13 protein-coding genes are annotated in these 18,588 nt (G+C 67.9%); 2 read left to right on the top strand and 11 right to left on the bottom strand.

Going from position 1 to position 18,588, the window contains the following annotated elements; genetic code table 11:
• Nucleotides 1-11: 11 nt before the first annotated feature.
• Entirely contained in the window at nt 12-1,955 is a 1,944-nt protein-coding gene (locus ABNQ40_RS15535; RefSeq protein ID WP_109051443.1) for a long-chain fatty acid--CoA ligase, read from the bottom strand.
• The gene (locus tag ABNQ40_RS15530; protein WP_199235411.1) at nt 1,955-2,848 is read right to left on the bottom strand and encodes an ABC transporter ATP-binding protein; all 894 of its coding nucleotides are present in this window, start codon (nt 2,846-2,848) and stop codon (nt 1,955-1,957) included. Before ABNQ40_RS15530 ends, ABNQ40_RS15535 begins: the two co-directional genes overlap by 1 nt.
• Nucleotides 2,849-3,048: 200 nt before the next feature.
• Between ABNQ40_RS15530 and ABNQ40_RS15525 the strand changes: the two genes are divergently transcribed.
• Nucleotides 3,049-4,794, top strand: a complete 1,746-nt coding sequence (locus ABNQ40_RS15525; RefSeq protein WP_247879978.1) for an AMP-binding protein — start codon at nt 3,049-3,051, stop codon at nt 4,792-4,794.
• 77 nt (nt 4,795-4,871) lie between these two features.
• Nucleotides 4,872-5,441, top strand: coding sequence for a TetR/AcrR family transcriptional regulator (locus ABNQ40_RS15520; RefSeq protein ID WP_109051442.1), 570 nt, complete (start codon nt 4,872-4,874; stop codon nt 5,439-5,441).
• A 4-nt stretch (nt 5,442-5,445) separates the two neighbouring features.
• On the opposite strand, the gene ABNQ40_RS15515 is transcribed toward ABNQ40_RS15520, so the two are convergent.
• The 9 genes from ABNQ40_RS15515 to ABNQ40_RS15475 all read right to left on the bottom strand — a co-directional run bounded on the left by ABNQ40_RS15515 (nt 5,446) and on the right by ABNQ40_RS15475 (nt 18,582).
• A complete protein-coding gene (locus ABNQ40_RS15515) occupies nt 5,446-8,412 on the bottom strand; it encodes a methyl-accepting chemotaxis protein (protein WP_109051441.1) in 2,967 nt (988 codons plus the stop codon).
• A 275-nt stretch (nt 8,413-8,687) separates the two neighbouring features.
• Nucleotides 8,688-9,182 carry an Lrp/AsnC ligand binding domain-containing protein gene (locus tag ABNQ40_RS15510; RefSeq protein ID WP_098737064.1) on the bottom strand — a complete coding sequence of 165 codons (495 nt, stop codon included), beginning with the start codon at nt 9,180-9,182 and terminating at the stop codon, nt 8,688-8,690.
• A gap of 132 nt (nt 9,183-9,314) precedes the next feature.
• Nucleotides 9,315-10,919: a HAMP domain-containing sensor histidine kinase gene (locus ABNQ40_RS15505; RefSeq protein WP_109051440.1), complete on the bottom strand. Its 1,605-nt coding sequence runs from the start codon at nt 10,917-10,919 to the stop codon at nt 9,315-9,317.
• Nucleotides 10,900-11,724 carry a response regulator transcription factor gene (locus ABNQ40_RS15500; RefSeq protein ID WP_109491132.1) on the bottom strand — a complete coding sequence of 275 codons (825 nt, stop codon included), beginning with the start codon at nt 11,722-11,724 and terminating at the stop codon, nt 10,900-10,902. Before ABNQ40_RS15500 ends, ABNQ40_RS15505 begins: the two co-directional genes overlap by 20 nt.
• Nucleotides 11,725-11,752: 28 nt before the next feature.
• On the bottom strand, nt 11,753-12,487 hold the full coding sequence (locus tag ABNQ40_RS15495; RefSeq protein ID WP_247879977.1) for a hypothetical protein: 735 nt from the start codon (nt 12,485-12,487) through the stop codon (nt 11,753-11,755).
• Between the two features lie 768 nt (nt 12,488-13,255).
• Nucleotides 13,256-14,155: a hydroxymethylglutaryl-CoA lyase gene (locus ABNQ40_RS15490; protein ID WP_109051438.1), complete on the bottom strand. Its 900-nt coding sequence runs from the start codon at nt 14,153-14,155 to the stop codon at nt 13,256-13,258.
• 2 nt (nt 14,156-14,157) lie between these two features.
• The gene (locus tag ABNQ40_RS15485) at nt 14,158-16,161 is read right to left on the bottom strand and encodes an acetyl/propionyl/methylcrotonyl-CoA carboxylase subunit alpha (protein WP_109051437.1); all 2,004 of its coding nucleotides are present in this window, start codon (nt 16,159-16,161) and stop codon (nt 14,158-14,160) included.
• A gap of 5 nt (nt 16,162-16,166) precedes the next feature.
• Complete coding sequence (locus ABNQ40_RS15480) at nt 16,167-16,964, bottom strand: enoyl-CoA hydratase/isomerase family protein (RefSeq protein WP_109051436.1); 798 nt, start codon at nt 16,962-16,964, stop codon at nt 16,167-16,169.
• Nucleotides 16,965-16,974: 10 nt separating this feature from the next.
• On the bottom strand, nt 16,975-18,582 hold the full coding sequence (locus ABNQ40_RS15475) for a carboxyl transferase domain-containing protein (protein ID WP_109051435.1): 1,608 nt from the start codon (nt 18,580-18,582) through the stop codon (nt 16,975-16,977).
• Between the last annotated feature and the right edge of the window lie 6 nt (nt 18,583-18,588).

The following is an 18,588-nucleotide window of genomic DNA, read 5'->3' as shown; positions in this document are numbered from 1 at the left end:
GCATGGGCCGATCACGCCGCAACCGGCTGCCGCGGCGCCTTGGCGGCGGCCGGAGCCAGGTCGATGACGGTCAGGGTGGTGCGGATGCGCTGCTTGGTGCCGTCCTGGAAGGCAATCGTGGTGTCCACGTCGATCTTCGGCTGGCCGGCATAGATGCTGTCGATGATGGTGCCGTACTTCTCGCCGATGACGCCGCGGCGCACCTTGCGGGTGCGGGTCAGCTCGCCGTCGTCGGCGTCCAGCTCCTTGTAGAGCAGCAGGAACTTCGAGATGCGCTGGTATTCCGGCAGCGTCTGGTTCACCCGCTCCACCTCCGCCCGCAGCAGGTCGTAGACCTCCTGCTTCGACGACAGGTCGGAATATGTGGTGAAGGCGATGCGGTTCTTTTCCGCCCACTTCGACACGATGGGGAAGCGGATGCAGATGATCGCCGACAGATAGTCGCGCTTGTCGCCCAGGATCACCGCCTCGGCGACATAGGGCGAGAATTTCAGCTTGTTCTCGATGTATTGCGGGCTGAAGCGGTCGCCCTGGGCGGTGGTGGCGATGTCCTTGATGCGGTCGATGATGACCAGATGGCCTTTCTTGTCGAAGAAGCCGGCGTCCCCCGTGTGCATCCAGCCATCGCGCATGTCGGCGACGGTCGCCTTCTCGTTCCGGTAATAGCCGGCGAACATGTTGGGGTGGCGGGTGACGATCTCGCCGACGCCGTTGTGGTCGGGCTCGATCACCTTCACCTCGATTCCGCCATCGAACGGCACGCCGACCGTGTCGAAATCCACGTCGGTGCCGCGATGGACGGTGTAGGCGCCCATCGTCTCGGTCTGACCGTAGATCTGGCGCAGCGGCACGCCCAGCGCCTGGAAGAACTTGAAGGTGTCGGGGCCGAGCGCCGCGCCGCCGGTCGCCGCCGATTTCAAGTTGGTGAAGCCCAGCCGGTCGCGCAGCGCCTTGAACAGGATCGCGTCGGCCATCGCCGAGCGCTGCCCCTTCGCCAGGGCCTCCAGCCCCAGCTTCATGCCAAGCTCGAACATCTTCTGCTTGAAGGGCGAGGCGTCCATCATGCGGGCGCGCACGTCGGCGGCGATCTGCTCCCACAGGCGCGGGGCGAACAGCACGAAGCTCGGCCCGATCTCGCGGAAGTCGTGCATCATCGTCTCGGCTTCCTCGACGAAGTTCACGCGCATCCGCGACACCATGCCCATGCCGACCGCATAGACCTGTTCCATGATCCAGGACAGCGGCAGGACGGAGACGTAATCGTCCTCCGGCCCCTTGGGATCGGCGGACAGGTAGCTGGCGACATGGCGGATCAGCCGGCCGGCCGGCAGCATCGCCATCTTCGGGTTCGACGTGGTGCCCGAGGTGGTGCAGAGGATGGCGACCTCCTCACCCTGGGTCGCGGCGACCATGCGGTCATAGAGGTCCGGCTGCTGCGCATGCAATTCCTCGCCCATCGCCACCAGATCGGTGACCGGCATCAGGCGGGGGTCGTGGTATTTGCGCATGCCGCGCGGGTCGGAATAGATGATGTGCTGCAGCGTCGGCAGCCGCTCGGCGAGGTTCAGCAGCTTGTCGACCTGCTCCTCGTCCTCGGCGAACACCACCTTCACGTCGGCATAGGTGATGAGGTAGGCGACCTCCTCGTCCAGCGCGTCGCGGTAGATGCCCAGGCTGTAGCCACGCACCGCATGGGTGGCGATCTCGCCCATCACCCAGTCGGGACGGTTGTCGCCGAGAAGCCCGACGACCTCGCCCGGCACGACGCCGAGCTTGGTCATGCCCAGCGCGAAGGCGCGGACGCGGGCATGGACCTGGCTCCAGGTGAAGGTGCGCCAGATGCCGAAATCCTTCTCGCGCATGGCGATGTCGCCGCCATGCTCGCGGGCATGCAGGGCCAGCAGCTTCGGCAAGGTGTCGTTGACGGCCAGATCGGGAAGCGTGTTGGTCGTCATCACGCAACCTCCTTGCGCGGTTGGACCGCGGCGGCCGGCGCGTCTTCCTCGTCGTCCTCGCCCAGATAGGCGCGGCGGACGCGGGGATCGGCGAGGACCTCCTCCGGCTTGCCTTCGGCAATCTTCTTGCCGAATTCCAGCACCATCACCCGGTGCGAGATGTCCATGACAACGCCCATGTCGTGTTCGATCATGACCACGGTCATGCCGAATTCCTCGTTGAGGTCGACGATGTAGCGGGCCATGTCCTCCTTCTCTTCGAGGTTCATGCCGGCCATAGGCTCGTCCAGCAGGATCAGGTCCGGCTTCAGCGCGATGGCGCGGGCCAGTTCCACCCGCTTGCGCAGGCCGTAGGACAGCGTGCCGGCGGTCGCCTTGCGCACATGCTGGATTTCGAGGAAGTCGATGATCTCCTCCACCTCGCGGCGGTGGGACAGCTCCTCCTTCCTGGCGCCGGTCAGCCAGTAGAGCGACCCGGTCAGGAAGTTGTTCTTCAGCAGGTGGTGGCGGCCGACCATGATGTTGTCGAGCACGGTCATGTGCCCGAACAGCGCCAGATTCTGGAAGGTGCGGCCGATGCCGAGCGCGGCACGGTGGTTCGGGGTCATCCCCGTCACGTCGCGTCCCTTGAAATAGACCTTGCCGTCGGTCGGACGGTAGCGGCCGGAGATGCAGTTGACCATCGAGGTCTTGCCGGCCCCGTTGGGACCGATGATCGAGAACAACTCGCCCTTACGGATGCCGAAACTGACGTCGGTCAGCGCATGGACGCCCCCGAAGCGCAGATTGACGCCCCGAGCCTCGAAGATGGTCTCCGCCTGGATGGTGGGCGACTTTTGGCCAAGGGAATTTTGGCCAGGGCCGGGGTTCGGTGCGACGGGCGCGCCTGACATTTCCTCCTCCGTTGCTGTTGGTACCGCTTCTTCGGGTCACGATCCGGCTCTTTGGCGGCCGGCGGGGTCCATATTGTGGACCGTTTCATGAGCAACTTCCGCACTATATACCGGGATGCGGTCTGTTTTCAACACTGACATTCCGCCAGTGCATGTTTTTTGTTGCGATGGACGGCCACACGGTCCATATGATGGACCTCATGAGCAGTCACGCCGACATCGTCCCCACCCCGGCCGCTTCCCCCTCCACTCCGGGCGCGGCGGGAGGCACCCAGAGCCTGGAACGCGCCATCGCGCTGCTGCGCGCGGTCGCCGACGCCGAAACCGACGGCGCACGGCTGGCCGATTTGATGACCGGGGTCGGGCTGTCGAAGGCCACCGCGCACCGGCTGCTGATGGCGCTGGCGCGCGACGGGCTGGTGGAGCAGGACGGCCGCAGCAAGCGCTATCACCTGGGGCCCGATCTGGTGGCGCTGGGCGATCTGGCGGCCCTGCGGCACCGCCCGCCGCCTCCCCCTGCCCCGCCGCAGCCGCCGGAGGCCGCGGCACCGGTGGCCGTGCCGCCCTCGCCGCCCGTTCTGATGGTGAGACCGTCGGCCTTCCTGCGGCCGGAATACCGCGGCGAGTCCATCGCGCTGGCGGCGCTGCTGTGCGACCGCCATGTCCGCGCCGCCGACGGCGCGCGGGCGGCGCTGCTGCATGAAAGCGTGGCCGGCCAGACGACGGAGCTGAGCTTCGCCCGGCTGGCCCGCGATTCGGCGCGCTTCGCCGCCGTGCTGGCCGGCATGGGGGTGGGACCGGGCGACCGGGTGGCGGTGCTGCTGCCGAAGGGGCCGGAACTGCTGATCACCGCGCTGGCGATCTGGCGCCTGGGCGGCGTCTACATGCCGCTGTTCACCACCTACACCGCCTCGGCCGTCGCCTACCGGCTGGCCGACAGCGACGCGCGAGCCATCGTCACCAACGGCTTCTTGCGCCGCAAGGTGCCGCGCGACAACACCCGCCCGGTGGTGACGGTGGAGGGCGACGAGGCCTTCGGTCCCGACGCCGTGCCCTTCTGGTCGTCGCTGCACGAGGCCGCGCCGCTGGCCGAGGTGGCGCGCTACCGCGAGGGCGACGCCTTCGCCCTGATCTACACCTCGGAATCGGAACCGACGCCGCTCGGCGTCTCGCTGCCGGTCAAGGCGCTGTCGGGGATCGAACAGTACATGCGCATCGGCCTCGACCTGCGCGACGACGACATCTACTGGAACATGGCCGATCCCGGCTGGGCCTATGGCGCCTATTACGGGCTGGTCGGGCCGCTGCTGCTGGGACGGACGACGATCTTCTGCGACGGACCCTACGACGTGCGGCAGGGCTACCGCATGCTGACCAAGTTCGGCGTCACCAACCTGACCGCCGCCCCGTCGCAGATCCGTGCCTGGCACGGCGCCGATCCCGGCGTGTCGCACCAGTTCGCGCTCCGCATCCTGTCGGTGGTTGGCGAACCGCTGCCGCCCGATCTGATCGCCTGGGCCAACCGGACGGTGAAGGTCCCCCTGCTCGACCAGTATGGCCAGCGCGAGACCGGCATCTTCATCGTGAACCGCTACGATCCCGACGGCATCGGCCGCCACGAGTCCGAAGGACCGGACGGCGCGGATGCGGTCCAGCCGGCAAGCGGCTCGCTCGGACGGCCGATGCCGGGCTTCCGCGTCGTCATCCTCGACCCCGACGGGCGGGAGGCGCCGGTGGGTGGTGCCGGCGAGATCGCCATCGACGTCGACCACTCCCCGCTGTTCTGGTTCGAATCCTACGCCAACAACCCGGACCGCACCGCCCAGCGCTTCCGCCACGGCCGGCGCTATTACCTGACCGGCGACCGGGCCTTCCTGGACGGCGACGGCAACATCCATTACCGCGGCCGGGCGTCCGACGCGATCCAGATGCAGCAGGGCGAATAGTCACGGGCCACCCTTTTCGGGTATAGAACGCGTTCGGGACTGCGGCTGCGGCAATGGGAAGAGCGCGAAGGACGGGTATGGAATCCAAGACGAAGAACCGCGAATCCTGGCTGGCCGCCGCCTTCGCGGCGCTGGCCGAAGGCGGCGTCGACAAGGTGCGGGTGGAGGTGCTGGCGAAGGCCTTAAAGGTCACCAAGGGCAGCTTCTACTGGCATTTCCGCGACCGCACCGAGCTGATGAGCGCCCTGCTGGACAGCTGGAAGCTGGGCCGCATCGCCGCGATCAAGGAACAGACCCGGCTGGACGGGCGCGAACCGGCGCAGCAGCTGCGCGACCTGCTGGCGCTCTATGGCGGCAGCAAGCCGCGCGGCATGGCCATCGAGCTGGCGGTGCGCGACTGGGCCCGGCGCGCGCCGGAGGCGGAAAGCGTCATCGCCGAGGTCGACCGCGAACGCCTGCACAGCGTCGCCGGCCTGTTCGTGGCGCTCGGGCTGCCCGCCGACCAGGCCTTTGCCCGCGCCTACCTGTTCTACGCCTTCGCCTTCGGCCAGGGCCTGCTCGCCCCCGGCGCCGCGGCCGACCGGGGCGAAATGGTGCGGGCGATCTGCGCCGACGTGCTGGTGCCGTCGGCGCAGCCGCAATCCTGAGCGGTCACGGCATGTAGGCCAGCCGCAGATTGCCCCAGTGGCGGTCGCGCACCATGATCGGCGCATCGACCTCCTTCAGACGGACCATCTGGCCGCCGCCCATGTCGCGGCGGTAGGCCTGCAACAGGAACGACCGGGTGTTGCGCGCCGCGGCAAGGCCGGAGCGGTCGGCGAAGACACGGCGGTTGCGGCAGTGGGCGGCGTTCCACGCGGCATCGCCCGGCCGCTGCGGGTCGGAATAGCGGCTGTTGTGGGTCGGCAGGTAGCCGACGGCGTTGACCGCCGCACAGAACTGGAAGCGCGGGTTGGAGGCCAGGATCGGCTCCTGGATCGCCGGGAACAGGCGGTCGGTCAGGTCGGTGAAGGGAGCGAGGCACTGCTCCGGCTCCGTGCCGGGAATGGTGGACAGCTCGGTCGAGAACAGGGCCTCCTCGCCGATGCTGCCGCTGGCGAGCGCACCCTCCAATGCCTTGCCCAGGGCCGCCGCAGCGTCCTGTGCGGTGGCGATGATGGCGGAATCGGCCTCGACCATCGCGTTGTAGGCGCTTTCCAGACGGTTGGCCTGAGCGTCCGACAGCTCGTCCAACGCCAGATGCAGGCCGAGATCGCTGGTTCCGGCGACGATGGCCGGCAAATCGCCGACCTCGCGCAGGGTCACCGTCAGTTTCGTCTGCTCGGGCAGCTCCGGCAGTCCCTTGCTGTCGATCAGCAGCCCGTCCAGCGACAGATCCAGCATGGTGACGGTGCGGCGGTCCCCCGCCACCGTCATGGCGATCGGCTCCTCGCAAGGAATGCGGTTGGAGACGCGGCGGTCGCCCGCCACCGACTGGCGCAACGCGATGACCAGCCGGCGCTTCAGGTCGGCCACCGCGCCCTGGGTATCGGTCATGCGGCGGCTGACGTCGGTGGCGATGCCGGTGATCTCATCGGTCTGGTCGCGGATCCGCAGCACGCTGCCCGACACCTGTGAGGCGCCGCCGGCGGAATTGGTGGCGCTGCGCCCGATCTCCGCATTGGCGGCGGACTGCTCCTCCACCGCGGCAGCGGTCGCGGTGGCCGCCTCGTCGATCTCCTCGATCACCGAAATGACGGTCTGGATGGCCGAAACGCTGCCGCCGACCGCATGCTTCAGCTGTTCGATCTGGCGGGCGATGTCCTCCGTCGCCCTGGCGGTCTGGTTGGCCAGAGTCTTGACCTCGCTGGCGACGACGGCGAAGCCCTTGCCGGCTTCCCCCGCCCTGGCGGCTTCGATGGTGGCGTTCAATGCCAACAGGTTGGTCTGGCCGGCGATCTCGTTGATGAGGGTGGCGACCTTGGCGATCTCCTCCGTCGCGAGCTCCATCCGGCCGATGGCGGAAGCGGAGCCGCGGGCGCTGTCCACCGCGCGCCGCGCCACCTCGCTGGAGCGCGCCGCCTGCCGGGCAATCTCACGCCCGGAGGAATTCAACTCCTCCGTCGCGGCGGCGACCGACTGGGCGTTGGAACTGGCCTGCTCCGACGCGGCCGACACCACGACGGTGTTCTCGCGCACCACGCCCAGAGCCCCCATCAAGTGCTCGATGCCGTCGCCAGCCCGCCGGCTCGCCAGTTCCACGCCCATCCAGGTGGAATCCAGGTCGCTTTCGATGGATTTGCAGGTTTCCAGCAGGGCTTGGCGCGTCACCGCCTTCTGGCGCAGCTCGGTCTCGTGCTTCTCGTGGATGCCATAGGCCAGCTTCGCCTTCATCGCGTTCAGCTCCGACGCCACGCGCCGGAATTCCGGCACGCCGATGGCGGGCATCGGCTCGGTCAGGGCGCCGCTGGAGATGCGCTCGAAGGTGCGCTCCAGGACCGTCAGCGGCCGGCGCAGGTTGCGCAGGATCGCCCAGCCGAACAGGAGGGCGAGCAGGCCGCTCAGCAGTATTGCCGCCACCACTTCGAAGAAACGGCTCTTGTAGTCCTTTTCGGCTTTCTCGAACTCTTCGCGCGCCACCCGGATCTGAAGCTCCAGCAGGGCGTCGGCCACCTTGCGCAGATCGGCGAAGGCGGGGCGGACGGCGCTGCGCAGGTGGGCGTCCAGCCCGACCGCATTCTTATCCCGCGCCAGCGCCAGCGCCGGGCCGATCCCGCCCTGGAGATAGGACCCGACCAGCGGCTTGAACTTGGCGGCGAGAATCTCCTCCTCCGGCGTCAGGTAGGTCGCCAGATAGTCGGCCAGCAGCCGCTGCATCGCCACCGCATTGTCCGACACCTCCTTCTCGACCGCGGCGAGGTCGCCGGCACCGCCGCCGGCCCGCAGATCGGCGGCGAGGTCGGTCAGGCGCTGCCGGCTGTCACGGGCGAGGTTCTGGATCTCGCCGATCTGATAGGCGGGAACGGTGCGGTCCTCATACACCGTGCGCAGCGACTGGTTGGAATCCGCCATGCCGTCCAGGCCGAGCCAGCCTGCCAGCAGAATGGCGACGGCCAGCAGCGAGAACACCGCGGCCATGCGCCCTGACAGGCTCGCCCAGGCGAAGGCGGAAGCCCGCCCGGCGCGGCTGCGGCGCACCAGCATGCCCTCCGACAGCGCCACGGCGGCGCGATTGTCGCGCATCTCCGCATACAGCCTGTCGGCCGCCGCGATCTCGTCCCGGGACGGCTTGGAGCGGATGGAGATGAAGCCGGTGATGGCGCCGTCCTCCATCACCGGCGTGACGTTGGCGCGCACCCAATAGAAGTCGCCGCTTTTGGTGCGGTTCTTCACCAGCCCTTCCCAGGGCCGCCCCGTCTTCGCCGTCGCCCACAGATCGGCGAAGGCCTCCTTCGGCATGTCGGGGTGGCGGACGAGGTTGTGCGGAGCGCCGATCAGCTCATGCTCGTCAAAGCCGCTGATCTCGACGAAAGCCTGGTTCACAAAGGTGATGCGCCCACCGGTGTCGGTGCGCGACACCAGAGGAACCCCGTCGGTCAGATGAACTTCTCGGTCGGTGATCGGTGTGTTGACGCGCATGTCGCGGTTCCGCTCCAGCCATAGCCTCGAACAAGTCGGTCGGGCATGGTGGCGAACCGATAGCAGCAGCATGAAAGCATCGGTTGGCCCCCAGGACCGGAGCTTGCGCTGCAAGCGGCATGCCGCATCATTTTGTCGGTAAGCGAACAAACTCTGCGTTTGGGCACAACGGCAACGCGAAATCGGCGGTCATAGCCCGTCGCAAAATGCCTCCGGAAAAGCGGACCGGCCCCAAAGTATTATGCAATTTGGAAAAAGCTATATTGTCTCACCGTTCAGCCGCGCAAAGGCCCGTTGGACAGCCCGTCCAGCGGGATGGCGGTGACGCTCTTCACCTCCTCCATCACGGCGTAGGTGTGGGTTTCCCGCACGCCCCGGGCGGTGGACAGCAGCTCGCCCAGGAACAGGCGGTATTCGTTCATATCGCGCACGCGGGCCTTGACCAGATAATCGAAGCCGCCGGCCACCATGTGGCATTCCATGATCTGCGGCATACGCAGGACGGTGGCCTTGAAGTCGTCGAAATTGTCCGGCGTCGTGCGGTCCAGCACCACCTCGACGAAGACCAGCATCCCCGCCTCCAGCCGATGCGGGTCGAGAAGCGCGACGTAGCGCTGGATGATGCCCTCGGATTGCAGGCGCTTCACCCGCTCCAGGCAGGCGGCCGGGCTGAGGTTGATGCGGCGGGCCAGTTCCACATTGCTGAGGCGTCCGTCGTCCTGCAACTCGCGCAGGATCTTGATGTCGGTGGAATCGAGGCTGCGGTCCATCGGCGGCTCGGAATGCTGTTCGGCTGGCGGCCCCGATCCTAGCGGAAAAATTGGCGCCAAGCCATGCCGGACCATAGCCGCAGCGGTTGGAACGATGCGGCTCCGAAGCCTGTTTGCCGCCAGCGGATTCTTTCAGGCCGCCAGCGGCAGGGTCACCGTCATGCGCAGTCCGCCGGTCGGACGGTTTTCGGCGCGGACACGGCCGCCGAAGGCTTCGATGTTGCGCCGGACGATCCACAGGCCGATGCCGAAATGCGCCGCCCCGGCCTGATGCGCCGCCGCCTCGTCCTCCGGCATGCCGCGGCCGGGCTCGCGGTGGGAGAAATAGCGCTCGAAGATGCGCTCCAGATTGGCGGGATCGACCCCCGGCCCCTCGTCGTCCACGACAAGCTCGGCGCAGGCCCCGACACGGGTCAGGCGGACGCTGACCGTCCCGTCGGCGGGCGAGAAGCTGACGGCGTTCTCCACCAGATTCTCGACGATGGTCTCCAGCGTCTCCTCGCTGGCCCGCACCACCAGCCCGGCGTCGATGCGCGAGCGCATGTGCAGGCGGCGTTCGGCCAGCAACCCGGTGTAGCCTCCGGCCATCCGTTCCACCAGCGACGACAGGTCGACGCGGCGCCGTGCCGGGGCCAGCAGGTCGGCCGCCGCCTCGTCCATCCGGCGGGCGAAGGAGACGAGGCCGTCCAGCTTGTCCAGGGACTTCTCGATCATCGTCAGGGCGCGCTGGCTGCGGGCGTTCTCCGCCGGCAGGGCGCGGCGCAGCGGTTCCACCGACTGGCGGATCACGGCGATGGGCGTCTTGAAGGCGTGGGCGTTGTCCTCCGCCGCACGGCGAAGCGACTGGGCGCTGTCGCGCAAAGTGGAGACCAGCCGGTCGAAATCCTCCGCCACACCGGCCAGTTCCGGCACAGTGTTGCGGGCGGCAAAGGAGGCGTTGCCGCTCTCCTGGTCGGGCACGTCCTCGCCGCCGACGATGCGGCGGGCCAGATCGCCGAAGCGGTTCAGGTTGCGCCAGATGCCGGCCAGCACGGCCAGCACCAGGGCGGCCATCGCCAGATAGATCGCCGCGGCGGCCTGCACCGCCGGCGTGCTCCAATAGGGGCGGCCGATGGAAGAGGAGATGTAGGCTTCGGTCGCGTGGCTGGTCACCAGCGCCCAGCAGCCGAAGCTGGTCTTGATCGGGGTGATGGAGGACAGCACCTCCTCCCCGCCTTCGGCATGGGGAACGCGCATCGCCAGCGTCGCGTTGCCGGCGCAGCTCGATCCCAGACGGTCCAGCACGCCCTGTTCGAGCAGAAGGCGCCGTTCGGCGTCGATGTCGGCGGTCGACAGGCTGGGCGCCGCGGCGACGTAGAAGAAGGGCTCCGGCCCGGCCTTGGCGCCGGACGCGCTGGCCGCCACCCGCGGGCGCACCAGCAGCTTCAGCCGCGTGCGGTCGTCGCCGTAGCGGGCAAGGGCGATGCTCAGGCTGGGAAGGGCCGTGCGGTCGACGCCCAGCAGTTCGGGCTCCAACGCACGGGCGATCAGTTCGCCCTGGCGCTGAGCGCTTTTCAGCAGAAGCTGCTGCGACGCCTCGTCGGCCCGCTGGAACTGGTCGTAGAGCAGGACCGGCACGGCGACGAAGACGAGGGTGAGCAGCAGCAGGCGGCTCGCCATCGAGCGCCAGAGCCAGAGCAGGCGGGCGGACGCCCGTCGGGGCGCCCGCATCGCAAGGTCAATCGGCAGCAGCGCCATCGATCAGCATATCCTCGCCCATACCATCCTCGTCACGGCCCTGGTTGGCCGCGTTCTCACCCTTGCCCCAGCGGTAGCCGAAGCCCGGATAGTTCTCGATGCAGGCGAAGCTGGCGTCGACCGAGCGGAACTTCTGACGGATGCGCTTGATGAAGGCACGGACGTTGGCGCGGTAGCCCGACGGGCCATAGCCGGCGACGAAGCCCTTGCCGTGGACGAGGTCGTAGATCTCGCGGTAGGAGACGTCCTCTTCCGGGCGGGTCGACATCAGCTTGACGATGTTGAACTCGGTCAGCGTCAGGTCGATGCGCTTGCCCTTCCAGAAGGCGCGGCTGTTGTCCAGGCGCAGCTCCAGCTCGCCCAGGCGGTGGCTGGTGGCGTTGCCGCCGGCTTCCCCGTCCTCCGAACCCTTGGCGCCGTCGCCCTTGATGCCGTCCAGGATCAGGCGCATGCGCTTCAGCAGGATCGACAGGCTGCGCGACTTCTCCACGAAGTCCAGCGCACCGCCGGCCAGCGCCGCCTCTTCATAAATCTGGTCGGACAGCACGGTCAGGAAGATGACCGGCGTGGCGATGCCGCGGGCGCGCATCTGGCGCAGGACGTCGATGCCGTCCAGCTTGGGCATGCGCCAGTCCAGGAGGACGATGTCGACCGCCCCGCCCTCGGCGAAGAAATCGAGCGCCGGTTCGCCGCGGTCGAAGGTGATGACCTCGTAGCCCTCGTCGCCGAGGTTGAGGCTGAGCGACTCACGGAACAGATCGTCGTCGTCCACCAGAGCGATGCGGGCAATGGTCGGATCGGTCATCGCGGACATTCCCTTGTTCGACTCCGGCTTACTGAAACCCGGGGCGGACAGGGCGCCCTGCGTCAGCTTGAGCGAGGAGTTGGGCGAAGCATCGGTGGTCGGCGTCAGGGACATTTTGGCTGCTCTTCATGTCGTAGGAGAGGGCGCGGAAGTCCTGGGACGAGGTCATATCCATGAAGAAAAAGACCTTGAGGGTACAATCGCCCTTGGCATACCGCCAGATTTTGGCGGGAGGCGCCTCTTCCCGTGCAACGGGGGACCCCAGGAGTTTGAGAGTCTGGACTTCGTCCAGCCCGACAAGGCTGTCGGGGTCGGCGTTGGGAGTTGCGGGTGGGGTGGACATGCCCCCCATGGCCGGCGCCATCGTCGGCACCGCAGCGGCGTTCGCCGCCTGGGGAGCGGTATCGGGTGCGATGGCCGCCAGCTGGGTGGAGGCCTGGGTGGATGACTGGGCGGAAGCCTGGGCCATTGCCAGATCGCCGGTGGTGACCGGCGGGCCGGGCTGCGGCATCGGCAGGGCCGGCGCCAGCGCGGCGGCGTCGGGAACCTTGCGGGCCGGCTTCTGCCTGGGCACCGGCGGGGTTGCCGCACGGGCGTTCGGGTTGGCCGACGTCACGTCCGCCCCGCCCCATCCCGGCCCGGCCGTGTTGGCCGGACAACCGGCCAGCAGCAGGACCGCGACCAGCAGGCCCGCATGTCGGCCCCGGCCGGCGGCGTAGGCGCCAAACTGCGCCACATCGCGGAGGACTGCCGGCACGGTCATGGGGGCGGGCCTTTCAAATCCAGGAGGAACGGACATAACGGCATTAACACGGGACGAACCATTTCCATCTAGCCTGGAAGTCAACTTCGCGTGCTGGTTGGAGTTGGCCGCGTCTGATGTCCCTAAACTCAATCCAGTCTGGTTAATGGCGCGTTAAAGCCACAGCCCTTACCCCCATTTTGCGAAAGCGCATCAATATTTTTCCAAGTTTCGTTTGATTTTCGAGCGAATCCATAGGGGATCTCGAGGCTCTTTGCTCAAAAGTGGTATGAAAACCGGTCAAATCCATTGCTCGCCAGCCGCTTTGTTGAAGATGTGCGGGGCGACAGGACGTGACAGAAATGAGGCGGGAGGATGACCGGAGCGGGTCGGTATCGTGGCGATTGCCCAAAAAACAATCGGCACAAAAACAATCGGCGGCGAAGCCACCCGGGTATGGCTCCGCCGCCGTTCAGCCGGACGGGCAACAGGTCATGGAGCGGCGCGCGTGAAGCGGCCGTGGGTCGTTGCCACTAGAACTCCAGCCGTGGTTCCGGCCGGCCGTCAGGCCGGTCGGCGTCGTGGGAACGCTGCGTTTTCGGCACCATTCATCACGGCGATCATGATGCGCCGACCGGCCGGGAGCGTCAAGTTCGCATCACGTACAATTTAGGATGCTGCATATCCGGACGATGGGGAGAGAACCATTTCAGGCGGATTGCAGGCTGCCCAATACGAAAGGGCCGCGCCCCCTGCCGGAAGCGCGGCCCTTCGTTGCCGAAGATTCCCTCACGCACAACCACGAGCGCGGGCCACCTTCGATGCGGTGGGGCGGCCGATGGCGTCACTGATGAACGCACCGGCCGCGATCAGCCTGTCCAGATCGACCCCGGTCTCGATGCCGAGGCCGTTCAGCATGTAGAGCACATCCTCGCTCGCCACGTTGCCACTGGCCCCCTTGGCATAGGGGCAGCCGCCCAGGCCCGCGATGGAGCTGTCAACCACCGCCACGCCCATCTGGAGCGCCGCCAGGATGTTCGCCAGCGCCTGCCCATAGGTGTCGTGGAAGTGGACGGCGATCTTCTCCACCGGCACCCGCTCCGCCACCGCGGCGATCATCGCTTGCGCCTTCGTCGGGGTGCCGGTGCCGATGGTGTCGCCCAGCGAGATCTCGTAGCAGCCCATGGCGAACAGGCGCTCCGCCACCTCGGCCACCGCCTTGGGCGCGATCTCCCCCTCATAGGGGCAGCCGAGCACGCAGGAGACGTAACCGCGCACCGGCAAGCCCGCCGCCTTGGCCTGCTCCATCACGGGCGCGAAGCGGTCCAGGCTCTCGGCGATGGAACAGTTGATGTTCTTTTGGCTGAAGCTCTCCGACGCGGCGCCGAACACCGCCACCTCGTCGGCCCTGGCCGCCAGCGCTCCCTCCAGCCCCTTCAGGTTGGGGGTGAGGGCGGCATAGCGAACGCCGGGCTTGCGGGCGATGCCGGCCAGCACCTCGGCGCTGTCGCCCATCTGCGGCACCCATTTGGGCGAGACGAAGCTGGCCGCCTCGACCACGCCCAGACCGGCGTCGGACAGGCGGTTGACCAGTTCCACCTTCACCGCGGTCGGCACCATGGTCTTTTCATTCTGGAGGCCGTCGCGCGGGCCGACCTCCACCATGCGGACGAATTTCGGCAGCTGCATCGTCAGGCCTCCGCGATGTCGAGAACCAGCAGGTCGACGCCTTCCGACACCTGATCGCCCGCCGCGAAATTGACGGCGCTGACGGTGCCCGCCGCCGGGGCCTTGATGGTGTGCTCCATCTTCATGGCCTCCAGCAGCATCAGCGGCGTGCCGGCCTCGACGCTCTGGCCCGGCTCGACCAGCACGCGGACCACGGTGCCGGGCATCGGCGCGGTCAGACGGCCGGAGCCGCCCTCCTGCTCCGCCGCGCGGGCGCTGGGATCGTCCAGCGTCAGGCGGGACACGGCACCGTCGATCAGGACGGTGATGTCGAGCCCCTGCCGCACCACGGTGGCGCGGGTGCGCATGCCGTCCAGCGTCGCCGTCAGCAGCCCGTCGGCGAGGCTGACGCCGGTCACCGGCATCGGCTTGCCGCCATCCACCGCAACCTCATAGCCATCACTGCGGAAATGCAGCGTCACCTCGCGGGCGGTGTCGCCGTCCATCAGGCGCAGGTCGTAATGGTTCTCCTCGTTCAGCCGCCAGCCATTGGCGAGCAGCCACGGAGAATAGCGGTCTGAGCGGGCGCGCAGGGCGGCCTGCGCCTCCTCCCGGCGCGTCAGCAGCACCGACAGGGATGCTGCGGCCAGCGCCTTGTCGGCCACCGGGGCCGGCGGCGGCAGAAGGTCGGCGCGGTGGCGCTCGATGAAGCCGGTGTCGATCTCCACCGCCATGAAGGCCGGATGGCCGGCGATGGCGCCGAGGAAAGCGACATTGGTGGTGACGCCGACCACCTCGTATTCGGCCAGCGCCACGCGCAGGCGGCGCAGCGCGCTGTCGCGGTCCTCGTCCCAGACGATCAGCTTGGCGATCATCGGGTCGTAATACATCGTCACCGAATCGCCCTCGCGGACACCGGTATCGACGCGGACATGGTCGTTCTCGGCCGGCGGGCGCAGGCGGACCAGCTTGCCGATAGCGGGCAGGAAATCGCGCTGCGGATCCTCGGCGTACAACCGCGCCTCGAAGGCATGCCCCCTGCGGGTCAGCTGCTCCTGGCGCAGCGGCAGTTCGGCGCCAGCGGCGACGCGCAGCTGCCACTCGACCAGATCGAGGCCGGTGATCTTCTCCGTCACCGGATGCTCCACCTGCAGGCGGGTGTTCATCTCGATGAAGTAGAAGCCGCCATCCTCATAGAGGAACTCGACGGTGCCGGCGCCGACATAGTTCACCGCCTTGGCGGCAGCGACCGCAGCCTCGCCCATGCGGCGGCGGAGGTCGTCGGGCAGGTTGGGGGCCGGCGCCTCCTCGATCACCTTCTGGTGGCGGCGCTGGACCGAGCAGTCGCGCTCGAACAGATAGACGCCGTTGCCGTGGGTGTCGCAGAAGACCTGTATTTCGACATGGCGCGGCCTGCCGAGATACTTCTCCAGCAGCAAACTGTCGTCGCCGAACGCCGCCTTCGCCTCGCGCTGGGCGCCGGCCACCGCATCGGCCAGCTCGCTGGCGGCGCGCACCACGCGCATGCCCTTGCCGCCGCCACCGGCCGACGCCTTGACCAGCACCGGATAGCCGATCCGTTCGGCCTCCGCCGACAGGGTGGCGAAGTCCTGGTCGGTGCCGTGATAGCCCGGCACCAGCGGCACGTCGGCGTTCGCCATCAGCCGCTTGGATTCCGCCTTGGAGCCCATGACGCGGATCGCCTCGATCGGCGGGCCGATGAAGACGACACCAGCCTCCGCACAGGCCGCGGCGAAGCCGGCATTCTCCGACAGGAAGCCGTAGCCGGGATGGATGGCCTGGGCGCCCGTGCGCTTCGCCACGTCGAGGATGACGTCACCGCGCAGATAGCTTTCGCCGACCGGGGCCGGGCCGATGCAAACGGCCTCGTCGGCCATCTGGACATGCATCGCCTTGGCATCGGCCTCCGAATGGACGGCGACCGTCTTGATGCCCAGGCGGCGGGCGGTGCGGATGACCCGGCAGGCGATTTCGCCGCGGTTGGCGATCAGGATCTTGTCGAACATGTGGATCAGCTCCGCCAGGACGGGGTGCGTTTGTCGAGGAAGGCGCCGACGCCCTCCTTGCCTTCGGCGCTGGCGCGCTGGCGGGCGATGCGCTCCGCCGTGTCGCGCACCACGTCGTCGGTCAGCGGCCGGCGGGCGACGGCGCGGATCAGCTCCTTGGCGGCGGTGACCGCCGTGGGGGCGCTGTCCATCAGGTTCTTCACCGTCTTCGCCACCGCCTCCTCCAGCCCGTCGGCATTGGTCAGCTCATGCAGCAGGCCGATGCGGTGGGCCTCCGCCGCGCTGAAGCGCTCGCCGGTCAGGAAATAGCGCCGGCAGGCGCGCTCGCCGATGGCGGCGATGACATAGGGGCTGATGGCGGCGGGGATGATGCCCAACCGCACCTCCGACAAAGCGAAGGTCGCGGTCTCGACGCCGATGGCGATGTCGCAGGCCGAAACCAGCCCGACGCCGCCGCCGAAGGCCGGTCCCTGCACCACGGCGACCGTCGGCTTCGGGCATTCGTCCAGCGTGCGCAGCATGGTGGCGAGGCCCATGGCGTCGGCCAGATTCTCCTCGCGGGAGTAGCCGGCCATCTTCTTCATCCAGGACAGGTCAGCCCCGGCCGAGAAGCTCCTGCCCACCCCGCGCAGCAGGACGACGCGCACCGCCGGATCCTCGCCCACCTGGCGGAAGGCCGCGGTCAGGTCGGCGATGACCTGTTCGTTGAAGGCGTTGTGAACGTCGCCGCGGTTCATGGTGACGGTGGCGACGCCGGTGTCGGCAACCTCGACCAGAATATCGTTTGGCAAAATGTCGCTCATGGTCGCCCCCTCACATCCGGAAGACGCCGAAGGGCGTCTTCGGCACCGGGGCGTTCAGCGAGGCCGACAGGCCGAGGCCCAGCACCATGCGGGTGTCGGCCGGGTCGATGATGCCGTCGTCCCACAGCCGGGCGCTGGCATAGTAGGCGTGGCTCTCACGCTCGAACTGGGCGCGGATCGGCGCCTTCAGCGCCTCCTCGTCCTCGGTCGACCACGGCTTGCCCTGTGCTTCCATGGCGTCGCGCTTGACCTGGGCCAGCACGCCGGCCGCCTGCTCGCCGCCCATGACAGAGATGCGGGCGTTCGGCCACATCCACATGAAGCGCGGGCTGTAGGCGCGGCCGCACATGCCGTAATTGCCGGCGCCATAGCTGCCGCCGATGATGACGGTGAATTTCGGCACCTTGGCGCAGGCGACCGCGGTGACCAGCTTGGCGCCGTCCTTGGCGATGCCGCCGGCCTCGTATTTGCGGCCGACCATGAAGCCGGTGATGTTCTGCAGGAACACCAGCGGGATGCGGCGCTGGCAGCAAAGCTCGACGAAATGGGCGCCCTTCAGCGCGGATTCGCTGAACAGGATGCCGTTGTTGGCGATGATGCCGACGGGATAGCCGAAGATGTGGGCGAAGCCCGTCACCAGCGTCGTGCCATAGAGCGGCTTGAACTCGTCGAAGCGGGAGCCGTCGACCACCCGCGCGATCACCTCGCGCACGTCGAAGGGCTTGCGGGCGTCGCTGGGGATGACGCCGTAGAGTTCGCGCGGGTCGAAGGCCGGTTCCTCCGGCTCGCGCAGGTCGAGGTCGATGTGCTTGGCGCGATTCAGGTTCGACACCACGCGGCGCGCCATCGCCAGCGCATGGGCGTCGTTCATCGCGTAATGGTCGGTGACGCCCGAGGTGCGGGAATGCACGTCGGCGCCGCCGAGATCCTCGGCCGACACCACCTCGCCGGTCGCCGCCTTCACCAGCGGCGGACCGCCCAGGAAGATGGTGCCCTGGTTGCGGACGATGATCGCCTCGTCCGACATCGCCGGGACATAAGCGCCGCCGGCGGTGCAGCTTCCCATCACCACGGCGATCTGCGGGATGCCCTCGGCCGACATGTTGGCCTGGTTGTAGAAGATGCGGCCGAAATGGTCGCGGTCGGGGAAGACCTCGTCCTGGTTCGGCAGGTTGGCACCGCCGCTGTCGACCAGATAGATGCAGGGCAGGTTGTTCTGCTGGGCGATCTCCTGCGCCCGCAAATGCTTCTTGACCGTCAGCGGGTAATAGGTGCCGCCCTTCACCGTCGCGTCGTTGGCGACGATCATGCATTCCTGCCCGGCGACGCTGCCGATGCCGGCGATGATGCCGGCGGACGGGATGTCCTCGGCATAGACGCCGTCGGCGGCCAGCTGCGACAGCTCAAGGAAGGGCGAGCCGACGTCGAGCAGCTGGCGGATGCGCTCGCGCGGCAGCAGCTTGCCGCGGGCGAGGTGCTTGTCGCGCGCTCGTGAGCCGCCGCCCTGCTGGATGGCGGCGACCTTCCGGCGCAGATCGTCGACCAGGGCCTGCATGGCGTCGGCGTTGGCCTGGAACTCGGCGGAGCGCGCGTTCAGGGCGCTCTTCAGGACGGTCATGCCGTC

This window comes from Azospirillum sp. A23 (assembly GCF_042938965.1).
GTDB classification, from domain to species: domain Bacteria; phylum Pseudomonadota; class Alphaproteobacteria; order Azospirillales; family Azospirillaceae; genus Azospirillum; species Azospirillum melinis.
This window is presented reverse-complemented; position numbering and strand designations above follow the sequence as displayed.

Bases quoted from the DNA above. Each gene is read 5' to 3' on its own strand.
- ABNQ40_RS15535 (WP_109051443.1), bottom strand. From the start codon at position 1,955: ATGACGACCAACACGCTTCCCGATCTGGCCGTCAACGACACCTTGCCG.
- ABNQ40_RS15530 (WP_199235411.1), bottom strand. From the start codon at position 2,848: ATGTCAGGCGCGCCCGTCGCACCGAACCCCGGCCCTGGCCAAAATTCC.
- ABNQ40_RS15525 (WP_247879978.1), top strand. From the start codon at position 3,049: ATGAGCAGTCACGCCGACATCGTCCCCACCCCGGCCGCTTCCCCCTCC.
- ABNQ40_RS15520 (WP_109051442.1), top strand. From the start codon at position 4,872: ATGGAATCCAAGACGAAGAACCGCGAATCCTGGCTGGCCGCCGCCTTC.
- ABNQ40_RS15515 (WP_109051441.1), bottom strand. From the start codon at position 8,412: ATGCGCGTCAACACACCGATCACCGACCGAGAAGTTCATCTGACCGAC.
- ABNQ40_RS15510 (WP_098737064.1), bottom strand. From the start codon at position 9,182: ATGGACCGCAGCCTCGATTCCACCGACATCAAGATCCTGCGCGAGTTG.
- ABNQ40_RS15505 (WP_109051440.1), bottom strand. From the start codon at position 10,919: ATGGCGCTGCTGCCGATTGACCTTGCGATGCGGGCGCCCCGACGGGCG.
- ABNQ40_RS15500 (WP_109491132.1), bottom strand. From the start codon at position 11,724: ATGACCGATCCGACCATTGCCCGCATCGCTCTGGTGGACGACGACGAT.
- ABNQ40_RS15495 (WP_247879977.1), bottom strand. From the start codon at position 12,487: ATGACCGTGCCGGCAGTCCTCCGCGATGTGGCGCAGTTTGGCGCCTAC.
- ABNQ40_RS15490 (WP_109051438.1), bottom strand. From the start codon at position 14,155: ATGCAGCTGCCGAAATTCGTCCGCATGGTGGAGGTCGGCCCGCGCGAC.
- ABNQ40_RS15485 (WP_109051437.1), bottom strand. From the start codon at position 16,161: ATGTTCGACAAGATCCTGATCGCCAACCGCGGCGAAATCGCCTGCCGG.
- ABNQ40_RS15480 (WP_109051436.1), bottom strand. From the start codon at position 16,964: ATGAGCGACATTTTGCCAAACGATATTCTGGTCGAGGTTGCCGACACC.
- ABNQ40_RS15475 (WP_109051435.1), bottom strand. From the start codon at position 18,582: ATGACCGTCCTGAAGAGCGCCCTGAACGCGCGCTCCGCCGAGTTCCAG.